Origin of the sequence: Psychrobacter sp. Ps2 (genome assembly GCF_022129405.1) — a bacterium.
GTDB lineage: Bacteria > Pseudomonadota > Gammaproteobacteria > Pseudomonadales > Moraxellaceae > Psychrobacter.
Map to the genome: position 1 here is coordinate 141,642 of NZ_JADQAM010000053.1, position 22,308 is coordinate 163,949.

The window sequence follows — 22,308 nt, forward strand, 5'->3', positions numbered from 1 at the left end:
ATCTTAAAATCTTAAACACGGCTACTTTGAACCATCCTACTGTGAATTATGGTAAAATTGCCGGTTACACCGATTATCTTATTATTTGCTTTTTTGTCAATTTAGCCCACAGGTACCCGTATGACCGAACAAACCGCGCCCGCATCTCTAACAGCAGCTTCACCAGAGTTGTCGCTTGATCTTATTATTACCTGTGCCGATGGGCTTGAGGCACCACTGCAAACTGAGCTAACCAGTTTTGGCATTGACAGCGAAATCAAAAGTACCGGCCGTCTAGCCGTAACTGGTGGCTTGCGTGAGCTATATACCATCTGCCTATGGTCACGCGTGGCCTCGCGGGTATTGATGCTGATTAAACGTAAAAACATCAATGCAGAATACGACGTTGCAGAGCAGCTATACGGCTTGGCAAAATCGGTCAATTGGACTGAGCAATTTAGCCTAGAGCAAACCTTTGCTATTCGTCTGTCTGTCGATAAGCGTGTCGCTGTCAGTCAGCAGTTTGCGATGCTACGTATCAAAGATGCAATTGCCGATACCTTTAACGAAGTTTACGACAGCCGTCCTAACGTCGACAGCAAAAACCCAGACTTCTCTGTTTTTGCAACCATCAATGATAAGCAAGCTGAGTTGTATTTAGATTTATCTGGTACCAGTTTGCATCGCCGTGGTTATCGTGTGGCCATGACAGAAGCACCTTTAAAAGAAAACTTGGCAGCCGCCCTACTCTATAGCGCTGGTTGGCACAAGAAAAATGAAGCTGGCGACGCACCTTTCTATAATGCGTTAATTGACCCAATGTGCGGCTCTGGAACGTTCCTTATCGAAGCGCTATTGATGCATTGCGACTACGCTGTGGGTATCGACAAAGCTGCCAATCAATTTGGCTTTTACCAGTGGCAGCATCATGACGAGACGCTATGGCAAGAGATGATCGATGATGCTCAAACGCGTTTCCGCGAAGCATTAGAGATTGCCAACGAGCAGCCTGATACATTGCCGCTTATGCTGGGCTTTGATGCTGATAGTGGTGCGATTCTTGCTACAGAGAAAAACCTTATTGCCGCAGGTTTACAAGACCTTTTACCGCTACTCGATATCGAACATCGTGCGCTTGACCAACTCAGCAACGTGCTCAAGCCATTAGTCAATGATGGTCGATTGAGCAATCCTTTGGTCATTACCAACCCACCGTATGGTGAGCGTTTGGGTGATGAAGAAATGATTAAGCCGTTGTATCAAGCAATTGGGCTTATCTTGCAAGACAGCTTTGCCGGTAGTGGCATTGACCCGATGCTTGGCATATTGGCCTCTCATGTTGAACAAGTAGATATTCTACCAATTAAAGAACCAAAAACGTTACGCTGTCATAATGGTGCTATCACCGTCTATTTCCGCTACGGAACGCTTATCGCTGGACAAACGGGCAATCTTGTTAGTCGTTTTGAGAAACGCGAGATTGAAGTAGAAGAGGGTCAAGACTTCATTAATCGTCTGCAAAAAAACCTTGCTAAACTCAAGAAACTGGCCAAAAAAGACCATGTAAGCAACATTCGTGTTTACGATGCTGATTTACCTGATTTCAAAGTCGCAATCGATTTATACGGTGATTATGCGCATGTGCAAGAATATGCGCCGCCAAAGACCATCCCACCTGAGACTGCAAAAAAGCGCTTTAACTTGGCATTGATGGGTATCCGTGAAGTCTTTGATATTAACCGTGAACAGATCTTTATCAAAACGCGTGCCCGTCAGTCTGGCAACGATCAGTACAGCAAGCAGAACACCACAGAAAAACGTGGCAAGTTTCATGTTGCGCGCGAAGATGGTGCCTATCTGTATGTCAACTTTACAGATTATTTAGATACTGGTCTGTTTATCGATCACCGTAATATGCGTGCTCGTATCAAGGACAACAGCCGCGGTAAAGCCGTACTTAACTTGTTCGCTTATACTTGTACTGCAAGTGTGCATGCAGCGCTTGCTGGTGCGAAAAAAGTCACTAGCGTCGATTTGTCACAGAACTATCTAGATTGGGGTAAACAAAACTTTGTCTTGAACGGTTTGGACGTTAGCCGCAATAAATACCAATTCGTTGCTGCCGATATCTTTGAGTGGATTAAAGACAATACCGAACAGTTCGATGTTATCTTTATTGATCCACCGACCTTCTCAAACTCTAAGAAGTTTCAAGGTACTTTTGATGTGCAACGTGACCATGCTGCACTGATTAATCGTGCCATGAACCGCCTCACCTCTGATGGCGTCTTATACTTCTCTAACAACTTTACGCGTTTTGAGTTAGATGAGCAGTTGACTCAGCGTTATGACATCATTGATATCACGCAAAAAACCATTGGCTTTGATTTCAATATCAAAAAGCCGATTCATCAAAGCTTTGAGATTCGTCATCGTCAAAGTCTATAATTCGAAGTTTTAGATTTATAAGGGCAATATAAGTATCTGAAACTTCTGTTTTTTGCCGAATGTATATGAAATATAACAATGGCCCAATCAGCTTTGATTGGGTCATTTTTTGTTGCTATGATAGAGCGTTACTAGGCGATGGATTTGCGCAGTTATTGCGTAAGCATCGCCTTTTTTCGATGACCTTATAAAACCACTAACATCTAATAAAAAGGATAACACCATGGCTTTATCACTTAATAAAGGCGGTAATTTATCGCTAACGAAAACTGACCCAAATTTAACCAAACTACTTATCGGTCTTGGTTGGGATGAGCGTGCCACTTCTGGTGCTGAGTTCGACCTTGATGCTAGCGTATTTCTGCTAAATGGTGCGGGTAAAGTACGCGGCGATCATGACTTTATTTTCTATAATCAACTGAAGTCTGACAATGGCGCTGTCGAGCATACTGGCGACAACCGTACTGGCGAAGGCGACGGTGATGATGAGGTTATCAAAGTAAATCTCACTCAAGTACCTGCAGACGTAGATAAAGTAGTCGTGACAGTGACTATCCATGACGCTGCTGCTCGTAGCCAGAACTTTGGTCAGGTAGCCAACGCTTTTATCCGTGTCGTTAATGAAGAAACAGGTACTGAAGTGGTACGTTTTGACCTAGCAGAAGACTACTCTGTAGAGACAGCGATGGTGTTTGGCGAAGTATATCGTCACAACGGCGAATGGAAATTCCGCGCTGTTGGTCAAGGCTATTCAGGCGGCTTGCAAGCGATGTGTCAGCAATACGGTGTCGATATCTAAAACCATTATTTACTGGTATTTAGTCTGTTATTAGTCACCGATATCACGTCCAAAATAGCAAACCGCCATCGTTGCAAATAGTCACAATTTTTAATGGCCAAATGACTAGTAATGCTTTACGTTTCGTTTAAAATTATGCATAAAAAGTGGTTAGTAATAACCGCTTTTTTGCGGTTCATGCCTATACTAGGTAGACCTTAGCTTTACGCAACCATACAGGATGTGTCATGAGACATTTTTATTTAGACTTTATCTTCACCGCAATTGCTTTGGCAATAGCAGCATGGTGGGGATATTCACATGGTGGTATGGGTGGCATGATAGCCACTCTTTCTATTACCGCTATTTTGGCCGTCATGGAGATTTCATTATCTTTTGATAATGCGGTGGTCAATGCTTCAGTCCTTAAGGGCTGGGACGAATTTTGGAAAAAGATATTTTTAACCGTTGGTATCCTAATCGCCGTATTCGGTATGCGATTGATCTTCCCTATTGTCATCGTCGCGGTTACTGCTGACCTTGGTATGATGGAAGTCATTAACTTGGCTTTATATAGCCCTGAAGAGTACTCAGCAAGACTGATGGCACACCATGCGGAAATCTCAGCATTTGGTGGTATCTTCTTACTATTGGTGTTCTTGAACTTTATTTTTGATGACAAAGAAGTACATTGGTTTGACTGGCTTGAGAGCCGTTTAGCCAAGCTAGGTAAAGTCGATGCCATGAGCGTATTTGTAGCGCTTATCGTCTTGATGATTGCGGTATCGTGGGCTAATGCAGAGCAGTCAAGCGCTGTTCTAATCGCAGGTGTTTGGGGTATCTTGGTTTATCTTGGCGTACAGGTTGTATCGGGTATGCTTGAGGGTGACCTGGAAGAAGACTTAGAAAACGAAGAGAATGGTTCGGGCGCTGCGGCGACCAGTGCCATTATGAAAGGCGGTATCATTGGTTTCCTATACTTAGAAGTCCTAGATGCTTCATTCAGTTTCGATGGTGTGATTGGCGCATTTGCAATTACTAATGACGTGATTGTTATTATGTTAGGTCTTGCGATTGGTGCGATGTTTGTACGTTCTATGACTATCTTCTTGGTAGACAAAGGCACGCTTGACGAGTTCATCTATCTTGAGCACGGCGCGCATTATGCAATCGGCGCATTGGCACTGATTATGCTATTGTCAGTGAAGTTCCATGTACCAGAGATTATCACTGGTCTGATTGGTATTGCCTTTATTGGTTGGGCGCTGCTAGCATCACTTCAGCATCGTAAAGCTGAGAAAGCCAGCTTAAACTAAGGCGTGTTCTCAGTGTAGTCTGTATCTAGTTATACATCTAAACAGGTCATATCATCAGGTATGGCCTGTTTTTTTGTCATACTGTTTTTGTCATACTGTTTTTGTCACACTGTTTTTGCCACCCTATCAGGTCATATCGAAGTCCCAAAATATCGGAATAACCAACAATTGAGACAATCAATGGTTAAAATTACGTTTGTCCTGTTACTATTGCCCTATCTTCAGTTAAAATCCTCATCCTTAAATAACTTGTCGAAATAAGACCCTATAAACGATATGCAAAAAATTCTTGATGATATTGCCGCAGAGATGGCAAGAGAAACTGATCGCGGCAAAGTAGCAGATTATATCCCGCAATTGGCTCATGTTGATCCGAACCAGTTCGGTATAGCTGTAGCGACTCCTGATGGGCATATGTATGCAGCAGGTGATGCCAGTACACTGTTTTCCATCCAAAGTATCTCTAAGGTATTTACCTTAACCATTGGTCTTGGCAAGCTAGGCGATACACTTTGGACACACGTCGGACGCGAACCATCTGGCGATCCCTTTAATTCAATTGTGATGCTCGAGCATGAGTCTGGCCGACCGCGCAACCCATTTATCAATGCTGGTGCCATTGCCGTGGTGGATGCTATTATGATGGGGCATAAACCCAAAGAAACATTGGGTGAAATTCTGCAGTTTGTCCACCTCATTGCAGATGATGAGTCAATTCGCTTTGATCATAAAGTAGCGGCTTCTGAGATGGCGCACAAGGACCGAAATGCCTCTCTGGCGCACTTTATGAAATCCTTTGGTCGTTTAAGACACGATGTGGATAATGTATTAGGTACGTATTTTCATCAGTGCTCAATTGCAATGAACTGCCAACAGTTGGCCAGTGCCGGTCTTTATTTAGTGTCTAACGGAGTTGATAAGCACTCAGGAGTACGTGTAATCAATGAAAAAAGAGCACGCCGTATTAACTCATTGATGATGATGTGTGGTCATTATGATGGCTCGGGCGAATTTGCTTACCGTGTGGGCTTACCAGGCAAAAGTGGTGTTGGTGGCGGTATTTTGACGATAGCACCTGGTAAAGGTTCTATCGCTGTCTGGTCACCAGGGCTTGATCATGTAGGTAACTCTAAGCTTGGACTAAAAGCACTAGAGCGCTTCGTACAAAAAACTGGCTGGTCGGTTTTTGCAGAATAAGAGATACATGTATATTTATCTAAATAGGTTTTTTATATAATGCCATGCTCTCATACTAGCTGCGAAGCATACCTAAGCCATGAGTTAGTTTGTTCTAAGCCTATATAGTCAGTCGATGCTTTTTAAAGCGATTGTTTTATCTAAGCTACCTTTGTGCCAAATCCCTTTTTGTATGAAACATTACTTTTCATAATAATATCTTAACGACTATTGCTAAGTTGATTAGAAATTATCAAAGATACAGAAGTATTATGTCCCTTAGTAAGCATATAGTAAGCGCACAAAATACGCCTTGCTTAGTGAGCAAACGCTTAGTATAGTAAAACGTAATGATATGCAGGGCATAGCGTACAGGTAAGTTTTTATTATTTGCTCTGAGGTATCAGTCACTGCACAACTTTTAGTTTATTTTTTATCAATCAATCCACTTAACTATTAATCCAAAGGATATTTGTATGGCTATTAGCTTAACAAAAGGCGGCAACGTAAACTTATCAAAAGAAGCGCCAGGTTTAACTAACATTACAGTCGGCCTAGGCTGGGATCCACGTGCCACTGACGGCCAAGAGTTTGATTTAGATGCAATCGGTTTTTTGATCAACGAAGCAGGCAAAGTCCGTAACGACCAAGATTTTATCTTTTTCAATAACCTAAAATCAGACAACGGCGCTGTTGAGCATACTGGTGATAACCGTACTGGCGAAGGCGATGGCGATGATGAGAAAATCAAAATCAATCTTGCGAGCATTCCAGCTGACGTCAACAAAGTAGCTATCTGTGCCATCATCTATGAAGGCCAAGCACGTAACCAAAACTTCGGTCAAGTTGGTGATGCTTATATTCGCGTTGTAAACGACAATGGCGAATCTGAAATCGCTCGTTATGACCTATCAGAAGACGGCAGCACTGAAACAGCGATGATTTTCGGTGAATTATATCGTCACAGCGGTGATTGGAAATTCCGTGCGGTCGGTCAAGGCTTCAGCGGTGGTCTTGGACCATTAGCAGCCTCTTATGGCGTAAATGTTTAACGTTAAGACCAACGTAAACGTTTAGCAAGCCAATTAACATAACCAGATGTCTGGTTATGATCTAATGAGCCATCAAGTGTGCCCCTTTAACGCATTTGATGGCTTTAAATTTAATTGGCTTATCATTAAAAGCTATAAAGCACCTAAAAGCACACGCACATATTAAGAGCATTTAACAAAGATATTAGAATAAGGATTTGCAAGCCATGGCCGCAACATTCAGTTTGATCGGTACTATTGAACCTTTTTTACATTGTAATCTTAAAAAAGGCGATTCAATTTATTGTGAAGCCAATGCAATGGTGATGATGGAGTCCAATCTTGAGCTGAAAGGTAAGCTACAAGGTGGGCTGATGCAGTCACTGATGCGCCGCTTTGCAAACGATGAATCGTTGTTTCAACAGCAGATTGAGGCAGTTAATGGTGAAGGCGACTGTTTGCTTGCGCCCACGCTCGATGGTGATATGCAAATCATAGAAGTTGGCAAGCAGCAGTATACATTGAGTGATGGTGCGTTTGTCGCGGCTCAAACTGGCGTCGATATCAGAGCCAATATTCAACGCAATTTAGGCGGTGCAGTATTCGGTGATACAGGCGGCTTTATGGTGATGCAGACTCAAGGCCAAGGTCAAGTCGTGGTATCTGGTTTTGGCTCGTTGTTTGAGATTGATGTCACACCAGACAAAGACGTCATTATTGATAACGGTCATGTGGTCTGCTGGGACTCGAATCTTGAATACAAGTTGTCAGTTTCGACCAGTAAGAAAAAAGGCATCATGAGCAATATTATCAACTCTGTTACTAGTGGCGAAGGTATGGTTCTGAACTTCTCCGGAAGTGGCAAAGTCATTATTTGTTCACGCAATCGTGACAGTTATCAAGGTTGGATACAAAGCGTCCTAGGTAGTAGCTCAGGCGGACGTGGCGGCGGTGGTGGCTTTTTAGACAATATCTTATAACACCTTTCGCAATTTATAATACTTTTTAGCGTTATTTTTCAACGGTTTTACCCACAATTATTATAAGGATACTCACATGGCAGTTAGTCTTCAAAAAGGTCAAAAAATCTCCCTAAGCAAAGAGGCTGGTGGCGAGCTGACTCAAGTTAAACTAGGTCTAGGCTGGGATGTTGCGCAAGGGCCACAAGATAAAAAAGGTGGCTTCTTAGGAAAATTATTCGGCGGCGGTTCTGGCGGCGATTCTATCGATTTAGATGCTTCATGCATTATGTTTGATGCTAATAAGCAAGCGGTCGATGCCATTTGGTTTAGTCAGCTAAAATCGAAAGACGGCAGTATCGTGCATACTGGTGACAACCGTACTGGCGACGGTGATGGCGATGATGAAGTCATCAACGTCGATCTCTCAAGAGTACCTGCTAATGTGGTTTCATTGGTATTCACGGTTAACAGCTTTACTGGTCAAACGTTTGAGACCGTAGAAAATGCGTTTTGCCGTATCGTTAATGCCAATAACAATAGCGAAGTAGCACGTTATAACTTATCTGCCCAAGGTGGACACACAGCAATGGTAATGGCAAAAGTTTATCGTCACAATAATGAATGGAAAATGCATGCGATTGGCGAGACAGCTTCTGGCCGCACCTTCCACGACTTAATGCCTGCTATCACACCGCATGCATAATTGACTTGAGACTTTAACTGGATTATTACCAATCTAGTTAAATAGTTTATTTGAAAAAAGAACGGCCCATCTATCAATAGTTGGGCCGCTCTTTTATATTTATTACTTATAATTAAGAATACTATTTACGTCCACGTTTCCAACTAAAGCCCCAGTTAAACGCTTTGTCCATTTCTTGATGACCTTTGAAGTATTGGTTGATACGCTCAACATTGATACTGCCTTGTTGATTGACCAAACGGGCAATGGCACACATTGGTAGATTACCAGCACCTTCGGTCAAACGTGTCTCAATCGGTGATTGCTCTGGCACATGGATAGTCACAACCCCATCGGTTTTTTCCCAGTTAGGTGCGCCTTCGTAAATAAACGCAAAGATAAATACTTCTTCAATCTGCGACCATTGCTGACCATTGATATCTAGCCATTCACCGCCGCTTACCTGCCCCGTTCTATCATCCGCACGTAAACAAACATAAGGCGCTGATTGCAAGCTACCAAAGCGATTGCCCAACGCTTGAATCAAAGTTTTTTCACCATTTTTTAGATGAATCATAGCGCCAACATCTAGATCGATACCGCTTGATTGATGCTGCTTAAACAAATCACCCAGTATGCCTTTCTTAGGTGTTGATTTATCACTTTGGGGGCGTTGGTTCCAATCTAAATTGACCGAAATTTTGCCAAAGTCATCACGTTTTTTAAGATTAATGCTAGATTGATTTTTAGTTAATGTTATTTTACTTAAGTTAATCGAAGGGTTAGCGGGAATCGGTGGCGGGTTGTTAGCTTGAGACGTGTTGCCTGCTTTTTGCGTATTGATTGGTCGCTGCGTGTTGATAGGTTGAGGTTGGCTTTGTGCAGGGTTATGATTTTGGGCAGGCGCGTCATCAGCGATTTCAACACCGAAATGTTCAGACAAAGGTTTTAACCCTCCCTCAAATCCTTGGGCGATAAAACGAAATTTCCAGCTTCCTTGTCTGCGATAGCATTCAGCCAATATAATGGCTTTTTCGTTACGTCCAGCACTACTCAGCTGACAGGTCATCAGCACCTGACTGCCCTGTAAGACTTGAATATCCACATCGCCAACTTGCGACAATGTTTGCGAACTAGAGAACGCTAGGGCAATTTTCTCGATACTTGCAGGCTGTGCAGACAAATTGACATCAAAAAACCCATCACTGTCATGACCACGGAAGCTAACGCTACCATCATCGCTACGTGTCTGACCATAAAATATCATGTCACCATCACCGCGTACTTTTCCGTCATTAGTCAGGCGATAAGCGGCACAATCGATGGCATTTTGGCTTAAAATACGAATGCTAATATTGTCAGTTGGTAGTGGTGCATTGGCACCTGCAATTAGTTTTTGAGGTTGGTTTTGACTCATCATACGTCCTTTGGATTATTTATTATGCTGACTGTCGTCATATAGTAGCATGGATATTATGAATTTTTTGAACCAGACAATCGCGATATAAGCGCTAAAGTCATCCTTACAAATCCCTGTGACTATTTTATTAGAGGCGTTTATAACGCATATCATTTGTATATAATACGTCCTATTGAACCGTATACCTTTGCTAATATTACTACTAGATTTGCAGTAGCAATATTGACTTGCCCATTCCCCTACACCTAACGATAACGCTGAGAGAATTATGAATAATCTTGCTGACAATAGTAACCCTTCAATACCAGTAGCAGCGTGGTTAGCTGAAGGCCAATCTAGCCAGCGTGATATGTTAGAGAGCTTACAAAGTCTAAAGAGCAAATCAAGCAGTTCTTCAAACAACCCTTTTCAAGTTATTGCCTCACACCGTCATGATAGACCTGAGATTTTTGAATTTGCTGATATAATTTATCGCGAGCCATCTGACTCGATCGTAGATACTGATGTCCAGACGACTAGCGAAACTGCTATACCACGCTGGCAGTTCGTATTGGAACAAGCTCAAAAGCATAACGTAAAAGTACTGCTGACTGGACGCAATGGTATTGATTATGAATTGCATCGTGAGAAATTTGACGCTGCTGGTATTCGCTTATTGACGGGCGCAACCAGCGTAACAGCACTAGAATCAATCGATGATAAATTTGCTTTTATGCAGCATTGTCACACTCATAACATTCCAGTGGCAGACGCATGGCGTTTTAATAATACGGCGGAGCTTGAGGCTTTATTAGCCGAGCATGGTGACCAACCTCTATGCGTGAAACCTGTCGTCGGTATTTTTGCACAAGGGTTTTGGCGACTAGACACTGGTAAAGAATATGACGAGCAGTACGATAGCTTTGAGCACTTATATTTCACTGAAGAGAAAAAAATAAATACAGCCCAATTTGTAAATGCCTATACTAACAGTCAAATGGTACATGAGCGCCCTATTCCCATGCTGCTTATGCCTTATTTATCAGGGCAAGAATACTCTATCGATGTGGTCTGTGAATATGGTGAAGTCCTAGCTGCTGTTACTCGTCATAAAACAGGGAAAATACAACACGTTGGTTATGAGCAGTCTGTCATGGATGTCGTAATCCCACTGATTAGGGCTTTTGGCTGTGATGGCATCGTCAGTGTACAAACTAAGGCTGATGATAGCGGTCAGCACCGTGTTCTTGAGATCAATAGTCGTCCATCAGGTGGTATTGGTTATACATCTCATAGTGGGATTGATTTGACGCAAGTCGGATTTTCTTATTGGTTGGGGTTATCAGAGAGACCTAACTTAGAGACCAATATTCAGCATATTGAACCATGCCAAGTACGCTCTATTATGATGAGTGTCAAAATTGAAAAGGATGATGAATAAATAATCCGCTACGCATACACGTGGTTAGCAGATGATTTGAACAGACACAAAAAAGGTTTTTAGATTAATATCTAAAAACCCTTGTTTATTTTCATTTTTAATTGGTATTAAAAATGAGCGTTTAAAATTACTCGCCAAATGCTAGTGTCGCTTGCTTAGTTGCATTTTTAGAAGCAATGACCCATAGTAAGCTCAATACGATTGCTGAACCGATGAAGATCATAATTGATGAAGATATGGCACCTGCATGCGTATAATCCATAGACATTGAGTGATCAGTCATCGTCATTTCCATCGCGGCTATCCCAGTGTAATGCATACCACAAACTGCCAGACCCATGATGAAGGCACTACCAAAACGCTGTAATGTACCACGTAGATTGAATGCCAACCATAGCGCAGCGATAGCAGCTGCAATAGCAATCACAATCGATAAGATAAGCAGCGGTATATTGTATGACATGGTAGCGTCCATCTGCATAGAGGCCATACCGGTATAATGCATAGCTGCAACACCCAGTCCAGTAAGTACGCCGCCACCGATTAACTTAGCAACGCTTGGTTCACCACGACCTACGATAACAATACCAACTGCAACGAAACAAATCGCGAGTAGCATTGAGACAATTGTTAGCCCTAAGTCATAAGTCACAGGCATCTTCATATCTACAGCCATCATACCGATATAATGCATAGACCAAATCGCACCACCGATAGCAATCGATGATAGCGCTACCCAAAAATACAAATCCGTTCCTGGCTTAGCAGAAGGTACTCGAATGGCAAGGTTTAAGCCAACATAAGAACCAAATACTGCAATGGCGTATGAGACCAACACCAAAAGTAAGTTATATTCAACTTCCATCATTTTTTTGCCTTTTATCTATCATAAGAATTGAGTCAAATAACGTTACTTTTATTGCAACATGGTGCGTCATTCGCTCGTTGATTTTTTTGCATAGACATGAAATTATCTACACGCAGTTTTTCTTACCCAATGGTAAATTCACAAATATTGGTACTGCCTGCGCCGCAGTTAGTCTCTTCAACTTGAACCACATCTATAGCAGGGTTGCTTGCCAAAAAGCCTTCTATATAGCCCACAATAAAATGGCATCCTGAGTGAGTATGATCTGACGACTTACAGAATGGACATTTGATTAAATAGATCACATTATTCTTTGCTTTAACTTTAGACAGACCTTTTAGTGCTGGCACAAGCTCACGAGTGATCGTAGTAGGCATCTTTAGTGGGCTACCAAGTGAATAATCACGCTGGTAAATACCGCCGCCAACCTTACGACCCAACTCTTGCAATGCAGTCACACGTCGCTCAATAGGTAAACTATCCTCATACTGGCTGACAATATCTGCTATTTTAGGGTAATAAGCACCGATGGCTGATAAGACGCTTTTTTCATCCAATGTCTTTTTTGCAGGGGCAGCTGACGAGCCGCCCTCTTCATCTATTTCTAGATTAAAAAGCGTACAGCCTTCAATTGAAGACAAGTCATCGATTAGATCTGCTTGCGTTTTAGAGCCTAGGCTTCTTGCGATTACATGAATGATATTACCACCATTCTCTGAAGCCTCTTGTCTTTGGGAAACCAGCTGATAACCTGCTTTGATAAGCGGCGAAATAACATTGACCAGACGAATACGTTCAGAAGACGTTTCTAATGCACAAGAGAATTTCACAGAGCACTCCTTTTCTTAAAATACTGCTACGCTTTCTTATATCAAGCCATTTAGATAAACTGATGTGAATAACGTTTCAAAGGTCCGACCAACTGGCTTTCTCACAATATAAAAGATATGCAGACATCAACCATGTGACAGTTTTTATATATCTTTTATATTATAAGAAATGAACTATATTCAGTAGATGAAACTTCGATTTTTATAGTTATTAAGCATACAAGTGCTCTAACTACTAGAAATTCATTAATCGAGAAACAGCAATAAGCTTGAAAATAAGATTAGAATTAATAGGTTTAAATCAAATACTATTTTTAAACTTTACAGATAACACTTGGTCACAGTAGAGTTACTAAATAGCAATAGATTTTGATTGTATTATCACTGGAATTTGGTTTTGTAGCAATACACTACATGGCTTTGTCCGATAAGTGGCTACATTAACCGACAAATGGCTAGACTATAAAACCTCATCATTATTTTCTAAAAGGAATTAATTATTAAAAGGGATTTTGAAACTATTTAAACCTATATATCTTGATATATCTATTATGCAATTAATCTTAATTGTTTATTAAAACATCCATTAGCGTTTTTTCTTTTTGGAATGGTAGGTTTAAAACAAAATCAAAACCCTTTATATAGTCAGACTTTAGTCTCAAAGATAAAATCATTAAACAATAAAAATAATTATAATCGCGCAAATAAACTAAGGAAATGTGATGTCGAAGCAAGTCGAATTAGTGCTAGGAGCCAATACGGTTATCGAAAATACAAAGTGTGCGATCGCATTTTCTACTACTAAACCATTGGGATTTGGACAGCAGCTTGGACTATTGTGGTTGCCATTAGATGCCTATCGTAAAGCAGTTTGTAGTCCTGCTTATTTACATGAGTCTAAAGACTGGGCTCAGCTCGATAACAAGGATAATCCAAGTACATGGCAGTTAGATTTACCCCAGCTATTTGATACGCTTGGCGTTAGTTTCTTACAACTGATTGCTTATGTTTATCATGAGCCAAGCCTAAACTTGCCAGCGGTAGAGTTGAACGACGTAAGCCTCACGCTCAACAACGGAGATATTCGCTATAACTTCACAACGAACGAGCGGCATGTCAAAGCAGCGATTATATTAGAAATATATCAGCGTAATGGACAGTTCAAGTGTCGGGCACTTGGTGAGGCATCAACACAAGGCTTAGCAAGCCTTGAGCATCATGTACAGGTTAGTCTGAATGTTCGTCCGCCTAGCACACATACGCTTATTCAAGAAGCGCAACAGCAGCAGCGTATTCAACTAAATAACGAAGCTCGCCCTCCCCGTCATGTACAAGCAGGCGAGACTTGGACAGGAACAGCGTTTGCTATTGATCCCTATCATCTGTTGAGCTGCTATCATGTAATTGAGTCAGCAGCGATGGTTGGCATACGTCAGCAAGGTCAGCCTGATCGCGAGGCACAAGTCGTACTCAGCGATATCGGAAGCGACTCAGCTATTATTAGAGTTAGCGACCCTTTGCCTAGCCACCTCCCACTGGCGCAGCAATGTGTTGATATATTGGGTGAGACTATTACCACACTGGGGTTTCCGTTATCAGGACTGAGTAGCCAACTGCAAGTCACTCAAGGCTGTATATCAGGACTGACAGGTTTAAATAACGATATCCGTCATACGCAATTCACCGCACCCATTCAGCCTGGATCTAGTGGTAGTCCTTTATTATTGCCGACTGGAGAGGTGGTCGGTATGGTCACATCAAGTCTGGTTCATGAACATGCACAAAATATGAACTATGCGGTGAAATTTCAGTTATTATCTGCCCTACTGGCGAGCGCTGGCATCAGCTTGGAGAACACGACTGATTTGACCAGTGCTACGCCTCTTACAACACCTCAGCTAAGCAAGCAAAGTCGCAGTGCCTTATGGCTGGTTGGCTGTCAGGGTTAAAAATCTACGACGACATACAAATAAAAGCGCCAAGGAATATGAATGTTAAATGAGCAACACAGTACGACCATCACCCTACCCCGTGGTACGCTAGATCTAACTTATCAAATCAACTCAGCCACCAATAAATCAGCCACTAATAAAAATGTTGCAGAACAACGCGACCATTATCAATTAGAAGATTTGCTTGGATTTGCACAGCGTATTAATCCAAAGCGTGCGTTTTTGTTTGTCTCAAAAGTGCTAGGTCGTCATATTCCCGTTGCGCCAAGCACTATGCGAAACGCATTTACTGATTTGGCTGATTTAGTACCTAATCACTTGCCTGAGCCAGTTCTAGTCATTGGTATGGCAGAGACCGCGGTAGGTCTATCTGCTGGTGTCCATCAAGCGCTACAAACGCGCTATCCTCAAGCTCTGCTATTGAACTCTACGCGTCATGCACAGCACGATGAAAGTAGTGATACAAATGGTACTGACTCCTTGCTAACGACGTTTTATGAAGATCACAGTCATGCCAGTCAGCATTTGATTTATCAGAGCAAAGATAGCGTTACTCAAGCGCAGCTACTGGCCAGTAAAACACTAATTATGGTCGATGATGAAGCCTCAACGGGTAATACCTGTGTTAATGTCGTCACGGCCCTACGTGAAGCAGGATTGAACCAGTTAGAGCAAGTGCATCTGACAACATTGGTCGACTGGTCATTAGATCAAGAAACATCTAATCCACAGTCAGATGCTAAGCCTGCACGTATGGCCGATCGTCTCGCTGGTATTGAGTTTCATCGCCATCATTTACTGTCTGGTGCCTGGCAATGGACAGATGCACCCAATCCTGAACCCATTACAATGCCATCGGTTGATACTACTGCCGCTGGTAGTCAGGCACTCGGTGATACTGGTAATTGGGGCAGATTTCCAACGCTAGACAGTACAGATGGGTTTGCTAACTATCTTTCGAGTTTTCAGGCTGCATTTACTCGTTTTAATGATCAAGAAAACTTTGATGTTACTCAGCTACCAAAAAGAATCCTAGTATTGGGTAGCAATGAGTTTGTTTGGTTGCCATTTCTATTGGCTGAATGGCTTGAATTAGAGTCTAAAAATCTGAGCGAAGATACAGCCTCCATGGTTAATTTTAGCGCTTTAACCCGCTCACCGATTGCACTTGGTGGAGCGATTACTACGATGCTAAGCTTTAGCGACAATTACGGGCTTGGTATGACCAATTTTGCTTATAACGTTGAGCCTAGTGATTGGGATTTGATTGTGTTGTGTATAGAAACATCAGCTGATAGTGTGGATGCTATGTGGCGAGGTTTGGATAACGTGCTGGTGGTGAGCCCTAGTCTTTAAACTGCTCTCTAACTTTCAAACCTATTATTTACGGACGACACCATGACTACCTCCTTTTTTAAAGCCAACTCAGATATCATCAAGCCTTATGCCTTGATGGATTTGGATGACACGTTATTCCAAACCCAACGTAAAATTGACGCTTGGGATTTACCCACCACTGAACCTGAATCTCTAGTTTGTGCGACAGTCAATAAACAAGACGAACCACTAAGCTTTATGAGCCAGCGCCAAGCAACCTTTTTTAATTGGTTGCTTGCTAGCACTGAATTAATCGTAGTAACGGCACGGGATCGTAGTGAAATAAAACGTGTGAAGCTGCCCTTTGATAGCTGGCAAGTATTGACCCATGGAGCGATTATTTTAACGTCTGACGGAGCACTTCTGAGCAGGTGGCAGCAGCATATGTATAGTAAACTCGCGCCATTGCAAGATAAGCTTAATCAGTTAAGTCAATTGTTTGCCAGTCATAGTCAAAGCGAGCAAAGTCACCTAGTATTTACACCGCATATCGATAACTTTAACAATGGCTCTACGGATGAAGAGCTCACCATTTATCTGGCTATCAAACATGCACAGAAAGATCATCAAGCCCTCGTAGATTTAGCTGAGAAACTGCCCACTCTGATACGTGATTTTGATCAAGATTTCTATGTACATGTGAATGCCAATAACCTAGCGATATTGCCCCATGCGGTTCATAAGCGTCATGCGGTACAGTTTTTATTAGAGCATCATTTAGACCATCAGCGTCCCAGTTTTGGCTTTGGTGATAGCTTAGCTGATCTGCCTTTTTTGCAGTTATTGGACTGGTACGGTATGCCCAATCATGGCCAATTGCATGAGCAATACCCGTCTAAATCGTCAGGCTAAACCATCAGCTTAAACAACAGCCACGCAAATCCACTGTTATAATCAAGAGTGCTATTATTCATACTATGACTTTACCTAATATACAGACCAAAAGAGCCGATTTAAAAAACTATGGCTCAGGCAGCTATCTTGCAAGCGATGTCACTGTCCTACTCGATATGGTGGATAAGGACGCGGTTGCCGATGTGCCAGTCAGTCAAAAAGAAGCGCTTATTCAAAGCGGACAACGCCATTACTCTGACATGCTGACCTTAGAGCAAGCACCTACTGCAATGCATGAGCAGCTATACATACAGGCGTTAGAGCAAGGGTCAACAAGGACCGCGACTGATATCGCTCATTTGTCTCATACGCTACATCAGCTGTTCCAGCAGGACGTGAGTGATGAGCATCCACTGGTTTTGGTCAGTTTGGTGCGAGCTGGTCTGCCAATTGGTGTGTTATTGCAGCGTGCGCTGTCGGATACAGACAGTAGCTATCACCTGCCAAGCGTACATTATGGCATCAGTATCATTCGGGATCGTGGTCTTGATCCAGTGGCCCTGCAAATGCTACTGGAGGCTTATCCAAATAGTCCGATTGTATTCGTCGATGGTTGGACAGGTAAAGGTGCTATTTATCAAGAGTTGGCTCGTAGTCTAGAGACGTTTAGTGATTCTACTCATCTTAATTTTGCCAACATTTTTCATCAAGGCGCTGACGTCATTCCGTTACTGACCCTTGCTGATCCGGCTGGCGTTGCTTGGCTGGCGGCAAGTGAAGAAGACTGGTTAATCCCATCTGGTTTGTTGAATAGCACCGTATCGGGATTAATTTCACGTAGCTTGTATACAGAGCCGTCATCAGGCCTGCATCGCAGTGTCTTTTATGATGATTTAATTGAGGTAGATCATAGCTTGGCATTTATCGAGCGTATCGATGCCGTGAGACGATCATTGGCTACTACTCCAGCACGTTTACCGACTTACCAGCAGCCACGCTACCAGACGGCTGCATTGATAGAGACGCTGGCAGCAGATTATCATATCGTCAATCGCAACCGTATTAAGCCGACTATTGCCGAGGCAACACGTGCCATATTACGCCGTGATCCCGAACGTATATTGCTCGCCACTGCTGAGCACCCTGATACCGTACTGCTACGCCATTTATGTGCACAACGAAATATCACTATCAGTGTATTAGGTGATAAAATACTGCCTTATCAAGCCATCACGCTTATCAAGCAGCGCTCCCAAGACACTTAATACATTTAACGGTATTAAATACTTTCTTTTCCGTTCTCTTATACCCTCTACTTATGATGCCAATTATGTCAGATATGCTAAAAACCGAGTCAGAACTTTACAATGATACCCAATCTTATGCGCATCTGATCACTGAGCGTCATGCGATGGTCAAACCGCACACGCACCATCCATATCAGCTCGGTGCTAGCTTATACATGCCTGCGACTCGCCAAGATATTTGGCAAGTCATCAAGCGGGACAAACTACCGACGATTAATAGTATTATTATCTGTCTAGAGGATGCGGTCAGTCAGCAGGATGTAGAGTTGGCGCTTGAGCGTTTGCGCACCCTGCTGGATACTTGGGCTGAGCATGTGAATAGCATTAATGCGCCATCTAAATCAGCAAAGATTCATGCTCAGCATCCGACGCGTCCACTGGTTTTTATACGTCCACGTAGCCCGATGATGCTACAGCAACTGGCTGACTATACCCATATCGATCTTATCGATGGTTTCGTTATGCCAAAAGTTGATATGTATAGCTTATCTAACTGGCGCATGGCTTGTCAGAACCTAAAAGTAGATCAACTACTTATGCCGACGCTCGAAACCGCAGCGCTGTTTAATCCGCATCACAATCAGGAGCTTGCCATCGCTTTTAAAGAAGCGTTTAGCCAACCAGTTTTTGCATTGCGTATCGGCGGTAATGACTTATTCGCAGCACTGCGCTTACGTCGCCCAAAAAACAGTATTGTCTATGACTCGCCTATCGGTACGTTGGCTTATCAAATGCTGGGCTGTTTTGTGCCGCATGGTTTTTATCTTACCGCGCCAGTATTTGAGTACTTGGATCAGCCGACACTGTTTATGCAAGAGCTGAACCGAGATGTCAGCTTAGGGATGGTGGGCAAAACTGTCATTCATCCAAGCCAAATTGCATTGGTACAGCAAGCTTACTGTGTGCCATTGAGTACATTGGATGAAGCCCAAGCGATCCTTCACACTGAGGCCAAAGCAGTATTTAAGTACAATAATACGATGCTAGAGCCTGCGACGCACCGTGCTTGGGCGACTGAAATTGTCAATCGTGCAGAAGCCTTTGGAACCATTGATGATGGACATAGCCAGTACAGCTCACGAATGTAGCTTTCATTGCCGATAATGGCTGTCTGCTATTTAACAACTTACACCATACAAAAAGCCGCTATCAAATACAGGTAGCGGCTTTTTTATATAGATATTTGCTTAGGACTTTCTATAGATATAAGGCTTTAAAGCTCTCGAACAGTATCTATATTAAGCACAACTTTCCAAAAACTGACGAAGTACTTGGTTCACTTGATCAGGCTCTTCTACTGTCGATGTATGACCCGCACCTTTGATAATAGCAAGCTTGGACCCAGCGATAGCAAAATGCATGCGTTCAGATTTGGCATAAGGCGTGGCAGCATCTTCATCACCAACCACAATCAGTGTCGGCGTTGTAATCTCACCCAACTGCTCATAAGTACCTGTACGCTCAATAACGCCCATTGTTGCTTTGACCACACCGCCCTTGCGATTGCTTTGTAGCATTGTTAGCCACTGCTTACGGTCAGATTTACGCAGCTTATCTGCCAAGAACGTACTGCCAAACATGATTGGCATCACCTTATTACTCACACGCTTCATACCTAGCCAGCGAATCGCTTTGACCAGCTTGCGATACTGAGGGATGTTTTTTGGATCTTCAGGGTCAGCAGAGGTTTCTAACAGCGTTAATGACAACAGCAACTCAGGGCGTTTGAGCGCAATACGTTGAGCCACGAACCCGCCCATAGATAGCCCAACAAAGTGACATTTATCAATACCAAGCGCTGCAAGTAAGCCAAGCGTATCTTCTGTCAGCGTCTCCATATCATAGCCAGATTTGGTAACCTGCGACTGACCTTGCCCGCGAAAATCAAAAGCAATACAACGATAGTCTGTTTGAAAATACTCTACTTGCTTGTCATACATCTGCGAGCTCCACAATAGACCGTGAGCAAATACGATAACGGGCTTTTGTGTGTCGTTCGGTGCGCTGTCTTCGTAATAAATATCAGCGTTATTTACAGTGATAGTTGGCATAACCACATCCTTGTTTGATCAATGAAAAGTTCGAGCGTACCCTTGTGTCTTTTACGACTCTTTTACGCTCAACCTGGCATATTAGCATAATCCATTAACCCCTTAGGTCATAGCCTTTTTACGAGCCAGTCGTTTTGTCTCATTAGCTAGCATCAGCTTTTACAATAGAATAGTAAAGTTTACCAGTATGTAGATGTGTCTTAAGCGCCCACAAAACATGCTTTTATAATCGTAGCAAGCTGCTATAGTAATCAGCATTGAACCATTTTTACCTTTATCTCAAAGTATTGTCATTGATACAGAATATTAAAACAGTCATTTAAAATAAGGAAATCTCAAATGTCACAGTCTCTCGTCGATTATCAAGTTGCAGAGCACATTGCTACCATTACCTTTAACGATCCAAAAAGCTTAAACGCTTTTGGCACACCTTTAAAAAACCAAGTCTTGATAGCGCTGGATAAAGCGGCTGCAGATGATCAAGTACGGGTGATTATTTTGCAAGGGGCTGGTGGTAATTTCTCAAGCGGCGGCGATATTAAAGAGATGTTGTCTGAAGGATTAGACAAGGATATTGTTTCAAACAAATTAAGAGGTATGGTAGAAGGCGCAGGCGAAGTCAGCTTAAAGTTACGTCATATCCATAAGCCGATTATTGCCAAATTAGAAGGTGCTGTGGCAGGTGCTGGCATGAACTTGGCGCTTACTTGTGACTTCCGAATTGCCGCAGACAATGCGAAGTTTGTACAAGCGTTCGTTAATATTGGCCTAGTGCCAGATGCAGGTGGTATTTACTTATTAAACCAATTGGTTGGTGCAGCAAAAGCCACTGAGCTTGTAATGCTAGGTGATAAGCTAAAAGCAGAAGATATGGCACGCTTAAATCTGGTAAACAACGTGGTGAGTGCTGATGAGCTAGATGCTACCGTACAAGCGTTGGCGCTACGATTGAGCCAACTGCCAGGCAAGGCGTTGGCTGCTATGAAGGAGAGCTTCAACGTACACGCCTTCGCTGGTTTGAGCGCAGCGTTAGATACGGAAGTAGAGCAACAGACAGTAATGGCAAAAACTGATGACTTTATCGAAGGGGTTAGCGCCTTTATAGCAAAGCGTAAGCCTGTATATCAAGGTAAATAATAACTTAAATAACGATACAATCAAAAAAGGGCTGCCAATATGGTAGCCCTTTTTTTGTCAATGCCTTTAATTAAGAAGCGGTAGCGGGTTTAGAATGATGAGGTAAAGTAAATATCTTGTCAAAGATCAGAGTAAACGTAAACGTATAAACTAAGAAAAACAGCAGTAGCGCTACTTCCATCATAAAGGCTTTTACTAGACCAACATCGTACCAAATCATATAAAGTGGCAAGCAGATTAACACCAGCCCACCCTCAAAACCAAAAGCATGAACACTGCGTATCCATAACGTGCGACGTACAATGCGCCTGCGACGTTCCCACGCTTCAAAAGCGGTATTATATATAAAGTTCCAAACGACGGCTGCTACCGACATCATTACGGCGATTGGTAAGGATTCTGATGCATCACTGTGACTGAGTTTCATCAATATAAGGGTAGATAAGATAATCGCGATAATTTCGAAGGCGGTCACATAAATTAAGCGACGTTTAAGCGGTGATAAGGTCATCAACCAAGACTCCAAAGCACATGTATTTAAACAGCAAGGTGCATGTCAAAGTATCGGTCCGTCCCGAGTTAGAAAAGATAAATAAAGTGCAAAGCCACGGTTTCCGCCTGCAGTTATATTATATAGTCTAATCCAAATAAAACCGATACAATCCTATTAACAATTGCATTTAATGAAATAAACGATGACTTATTCAATAGACTATCGCAAACAGGTACTTTCTAGCATC

19 protein-coding genes are annotated in these 22,308 nt (G+C 42.6%); 14 read left to right on the top strand and 5 right to left on the bottom strand.

Annotated features, from left to right (window positions below; translation table 11 throughout):
* The first annotated feature begins 120 nt into the window (after positions 1-120).
* The 7 genes from rlmKL to I3254_RS08080 all read left to right on the top strand — a co-directional run bounded on the left by rlmKL (position 121) and on the right by I3254_RS08080 (position 8,393).
* Entirely contained in the window at positions 121-2,427 is a 2,307-nt protein-coding gene (gene rlmKL, locus I3254_RS08050; RefSeq protein ID WP_238052423.1) for a bifunctional 23S rRNA (guanine(2069)-N(7))-methyltransferase RlmK/23S rRNA (guanine(2445)-N(2))-methyltransferase RlmL, read from the top strand.
* A gap of 223 nt (positions 2,428-2,650) precedes the next feature.
* Entirely contained in the window at positions 2,651-3,226 is a 576-nt protein-coding gene (locus I3254_RS08055; protein WP_057760825.1) for a TerD family protein, read from the top strand.
* 227 nt (positions 3,227-3,453) lie between these two features.
* A complete protein-coding gene (locus tag I3254_RS08060) occupies positions 3,454-4,521 on the top strand; it encodes a DUF475 domain-containing protein (protein WP_238052425.1) in 1,068 nt (355 codons plus the stop codon).
* Between the two features lie 276 nt (positions 4,522-4,797).
* Positions 4,798-5,718, top strand: coding sequence for a glutaminase (locus I3254_RS08065; RefSeq protein ID WP_201606445.1), 921 nt, complete (start codon positions 4,798-4,800; stop codon positions 5,716-5,718).
* Between the two features lie 455 nt (positions 5,719-6,173).
* Positions 6,174-6,749 (top strand): TerD family protein, encoded by a 576-nt coding sequence (locus tag I3254_RS08070; protein ID WP_057760832.1) that lies wholly within the window; start codon positions 6,174-6,176, stop codon positions 6,747-6,749.
* Between the two features lie 206 nt (positions 6,750-6,955).
* Complete coding sequence (locus tag I3254_RS08075) at positions 6,956-7,708, top strand: TIGR00266 family protein (protein ID WP_057760834.1); 753 nt, start codon at positions 6,956-6,958, stop codon at positions 7,706-7,708.
* Between the two features lie 76 nt (positions 7,709-7,784).
* Positions 7,785-8,393, top strand: a complete 609-nt coding sequence (locus tag I3254_RS08080) for a TerD family protein (RefSeq protein ID WP_057760836.1) — start codon at positions 7,785-7,787, stop codon at positions 8,391-8,393.
* Positions 8,394-8,514: 121 nt separating this feature from the next.
* On the opposite strand, the gene I3254_RS08085 is transcribed toward I3254_RS08080, so the two are convergent.
* Positions 8,515-9,789, bottom strand: coding sequence for a TerD family protein (locus I3254_RS08085; protein ID WP_238052426.1), 1,275 nt, complete (start codon positions 9,787-9,789; stop codon positions 8,515-8,517).
* 271 nt (positions 9,790-10,060) lie between these two features.
* On the opposite strand from I3254_RS08085, the gene I3254_RS08090 reads away from it, so the two are divergent.
* Positions 10,061-11,212 carry an ATP-grasp domain-containing protein gene (locus I3254_RS08090; protein ID WP_238052428.1) on the top strand — a complete coding sequence of 384 codons (1,152 nt, stop codon included), beginning with the start codon at positions 10,061-10,063 and terminating at the stop codon, positions 11,210-11,212.
* Positions 11,213-11,339: 127 nt separating this feature from the next.
* On the opposite strand, the gene I3254_RS08095 is transcribed toward I3254_RS08090, so the two are convergent.
* Together I3254_RS08095 and I3254_RS08100 are read right to left on the bottom strand one after the other, a co-directional pair.
* Positions 11,340-12,080, bottom strand: coding sequence for an MHYT domain-containing protein (locus I3254_RS08095; RefSeq protein ID WP_238052430.1), 741 nt, complete (start codon positions 12,078-12,080; stop codon positions 11,340-11,342).
* 122 nt (positions 12,081-12,202) lie between these two features.
* Positions 12,203-12,910 (bottom strand): hypothetical protein, encoded by a 708-nt coding sequence (locus I3254_RS08100; protein ID WP_165596808.1) that lies wholly within the window; start codon positions 12,908-12,910, stop codon positions 12,203-12,205.
* A 722-nt stretch (positions 12,911-13,632) separates the two neighbouring features.
* Here I3254_RS08100 and I3254_RS08105 point away from each other — a divergent pair.
* The 5 genes from I3254_RS08105 to I3254_RS08125 all read left to right on the top strand — a co-directional run bounded on the left by I3254_RS08105 (position 13,633) and on the right by I3254_RS08125 (position 19,468).
* Positions 13,633-14,859: a trypsin-like peptidase domain-containing protein gene (locus I3254_RS08105; RefSeq protein WP_238052431.1), complete on the top strand. Its 1,227-nt coding sequence runs from the start codon at positions 13,633-13,635 to the stop codon at positions 14,857-14,859.
* A gap of 42 nt (positions 14,860-14,901) precedes the next feature.
* Positions 14,902-16,218, top strand: a complete 1,317-nt coding sequence (locus I3254_RS08110; protein WP_238052432.1) for a phosphoribosyltransferase domain-containing protein — start codon at positions 14,902-14,904, stop codon at positions 16,216-16,218.
* 42 nt (positions 16,219-16,260) lie between these two features.
* Entirely contained in the window at positions 16,261-17,091 is an 831-nt protein-coding gene (locus I3254_RS08115; protein WP_238052433.1) for an HAD hydrolase family protein, read from the top strand.
* A 65-nt stretch (positions 17,092-17,156) separates the two neighbouring features.
* Positions 17,157-18,338: a cysteine protease StiP domain-containing protein gene (locus tag I3254_RS08120; RefSeq protein WP_238052434.1), complete on the top strand. Its 1,182-nt coding sequence runs from the start codon at positions 17,157-17,159 to the stop codon at positions 18,336-18,338.
* 65 nt (positions 18,339-18,403) lie between these two features.
* Positions 18,404-19,468 carry an HpcH/HpaI aldolase/citrate lyase family protein gene (locus tag I3254_RS08125; protein ID WP_238052435.1) on the top strand — a complete coding sequence of 355 codons (1,065 nt, stop codon included), beginning with the start codon at positions 18,404-18,406 and terminating at the stop codon, positions 19,466-19,468.
* 150 nt (positions 19,469-19,618) lie between these two features.
* On the opposite strand, the gene I3254_RS08130 is transcribed toward I3254_RS08125, so the two are convergent.
* Positions 19,619-20,431, bottom strand: coding sequence for an alpha/beta fold hydrolase (locus I3254_RS08130; protein ID WP_238052436.1), 813 nt, complete (start codon positions 20,429-20,431; stop codon positions 19,619-19,621).
* 339 nt (positions 20,432-20,770) lie between these two features.
* Here I3254_RS08130 and I3254_RS08135 point away from each other — a divergent pair, with 339 nt between their 5' ends.
* Entirely contained in the window at positions 20,771-21,568 is a 798-nt protein-coding gene (locus I3254_RS08135) for an enoyl-CoA hydratase-related protein (RefSeq protein ID WP_238052437.1), read from the top strand.
* 70 nt (positions 21,569-21,638) lie between these two features.
* Here I3254_RS08135 and I3254_RS08140 read toward each other — a convergent pair whose 3' ends face one another.
* Positions 21,639-22,079, bottom strand: coding sequence for a PACE efflux transporter (locus I3254_RS08140; protein ID WP_160020982.1), 441 nt, complete (start codon positions 22,077-22,079; stop codon positions 21,639-21,641).
* Positions 22,080-22,308: the final 229 nt, after the last annotated feature.

Coding starts and splice junctions, on each gene's coding strand:
- rlmKL (WP_238052423.1), top strand. CDS start 121: ATGACCGAACAAACCGCGCCCGCATCTCTAACAGCAGCTTCACCAGAG.
- I3254_RS08055 (WP_057760825.1), top strand. CDS start 2,651: ATGGCTTTATCACTTAATAAAGGCGGTAATTTATCGCTAACGAAAACT.
- I3254_RS08060 (WP_238052425.1), top strand. CDS start 3,454: ATGAGACATTTTTATTTAGACTTTATCTTCACCGCAATTGCTTTGGCA.
- I3254_RS08065 (WP_201606445.1), top strand. CDS start 4,798: ATGCAAAAAATTCTTGATGATATTGCCGCAGAGATGGCAAGAGAAACT.
- I3254_RS08070 (WP_057760832.1), top strand. CDS start 6,174: ATGGCTATTAGCTTAACAAAAGGCGGCAACGTAAACTTATCAAAAGAA.
- I3254_RS08075 (WP_057760834.1), top strand. CDS start 6,956: ATGGCCGCAACATTCAGTTTGATCGGTACTATTGAACCTTTTTTACAT.
- I3254_RS08080 (WP_057760836.1), top strand. CDS start 7,785: ATGGCAGTTAGTCTTCAAAAAGGTCAAAAAATCTCCCTAAGCAAAGAG.
- I3254_RS08085 (WP_238052426.1), bottom strand. CDS start 9,789: ATGAGTCAAAACCAACCTCAAAAACTAATTGCAGGTGCCAATGCACCA.
- I3254_RS08090 (WP_238052428.1), top strand. CDS start 10,061: ATGAATAATCTTGCTGACAATAGTAACCCTTCAATACCAGTAGCAGCG.
- I3254_RS08095 (WP_238052430.1), bottom strand. CDS start 12,080: ATGATGGAAGTTGAATATAACTTACTTTTGGTGTTGGTCTCATACGCC.
- I3254_RS08105 (WP_238052431.1), top strand. CDS start 13,633: ATGTCGAAGCAAGTCGAATTAGTGCTAGGAGCCAATACGGTTATCGAA.
- I3254_RS08110 (WP_238052432.1), top strand. CDS start 14,902: ATGTTAAATGAGCAACACAGTACGACCATCACCCTACCCCGTGGTACG.
- I3254_RS08115 (WP_238052433.1), top strand. CDS start 16,261: ATGACTACCTCCTTTTTTAAAGCCAACTCAGATATCATCAAGCCTTAT.
- I3254_RS08120 (WP_238052434.1), top strand. CDS start 17,157: ATGACTTTACCTAATATACAGACCAAAAGAGCCGATTTAAAAAACTAT.
- I3254_RS08125 (WP_238052435.1), top strand. CDS start 18,404: ATGTCAGATATGCTAAAAACCGAGTCAGAACTTTACAATGATACCCAA.
- I3254_RS08130 (WP_238052436.1), bottom strand. CDS start 20,431: ATGCCAACTATCACTGTAAATAACGCTGATATTTATTACGAAGACAGC.
- I3254_RS08135 (WP_238052437.1), top strand. CDS start 20,771: ATGTCACAGTCTCTCGTCGATTATCAAGTTGCAGAGCACATTGCTACC.
- I3254_RS08140 (WP_160020982.1), bottom strand. CDS start 22,079: ATGACCTTATCACCGCTTAAACGTCGCTTAATTTATGTGACCGCCTTC.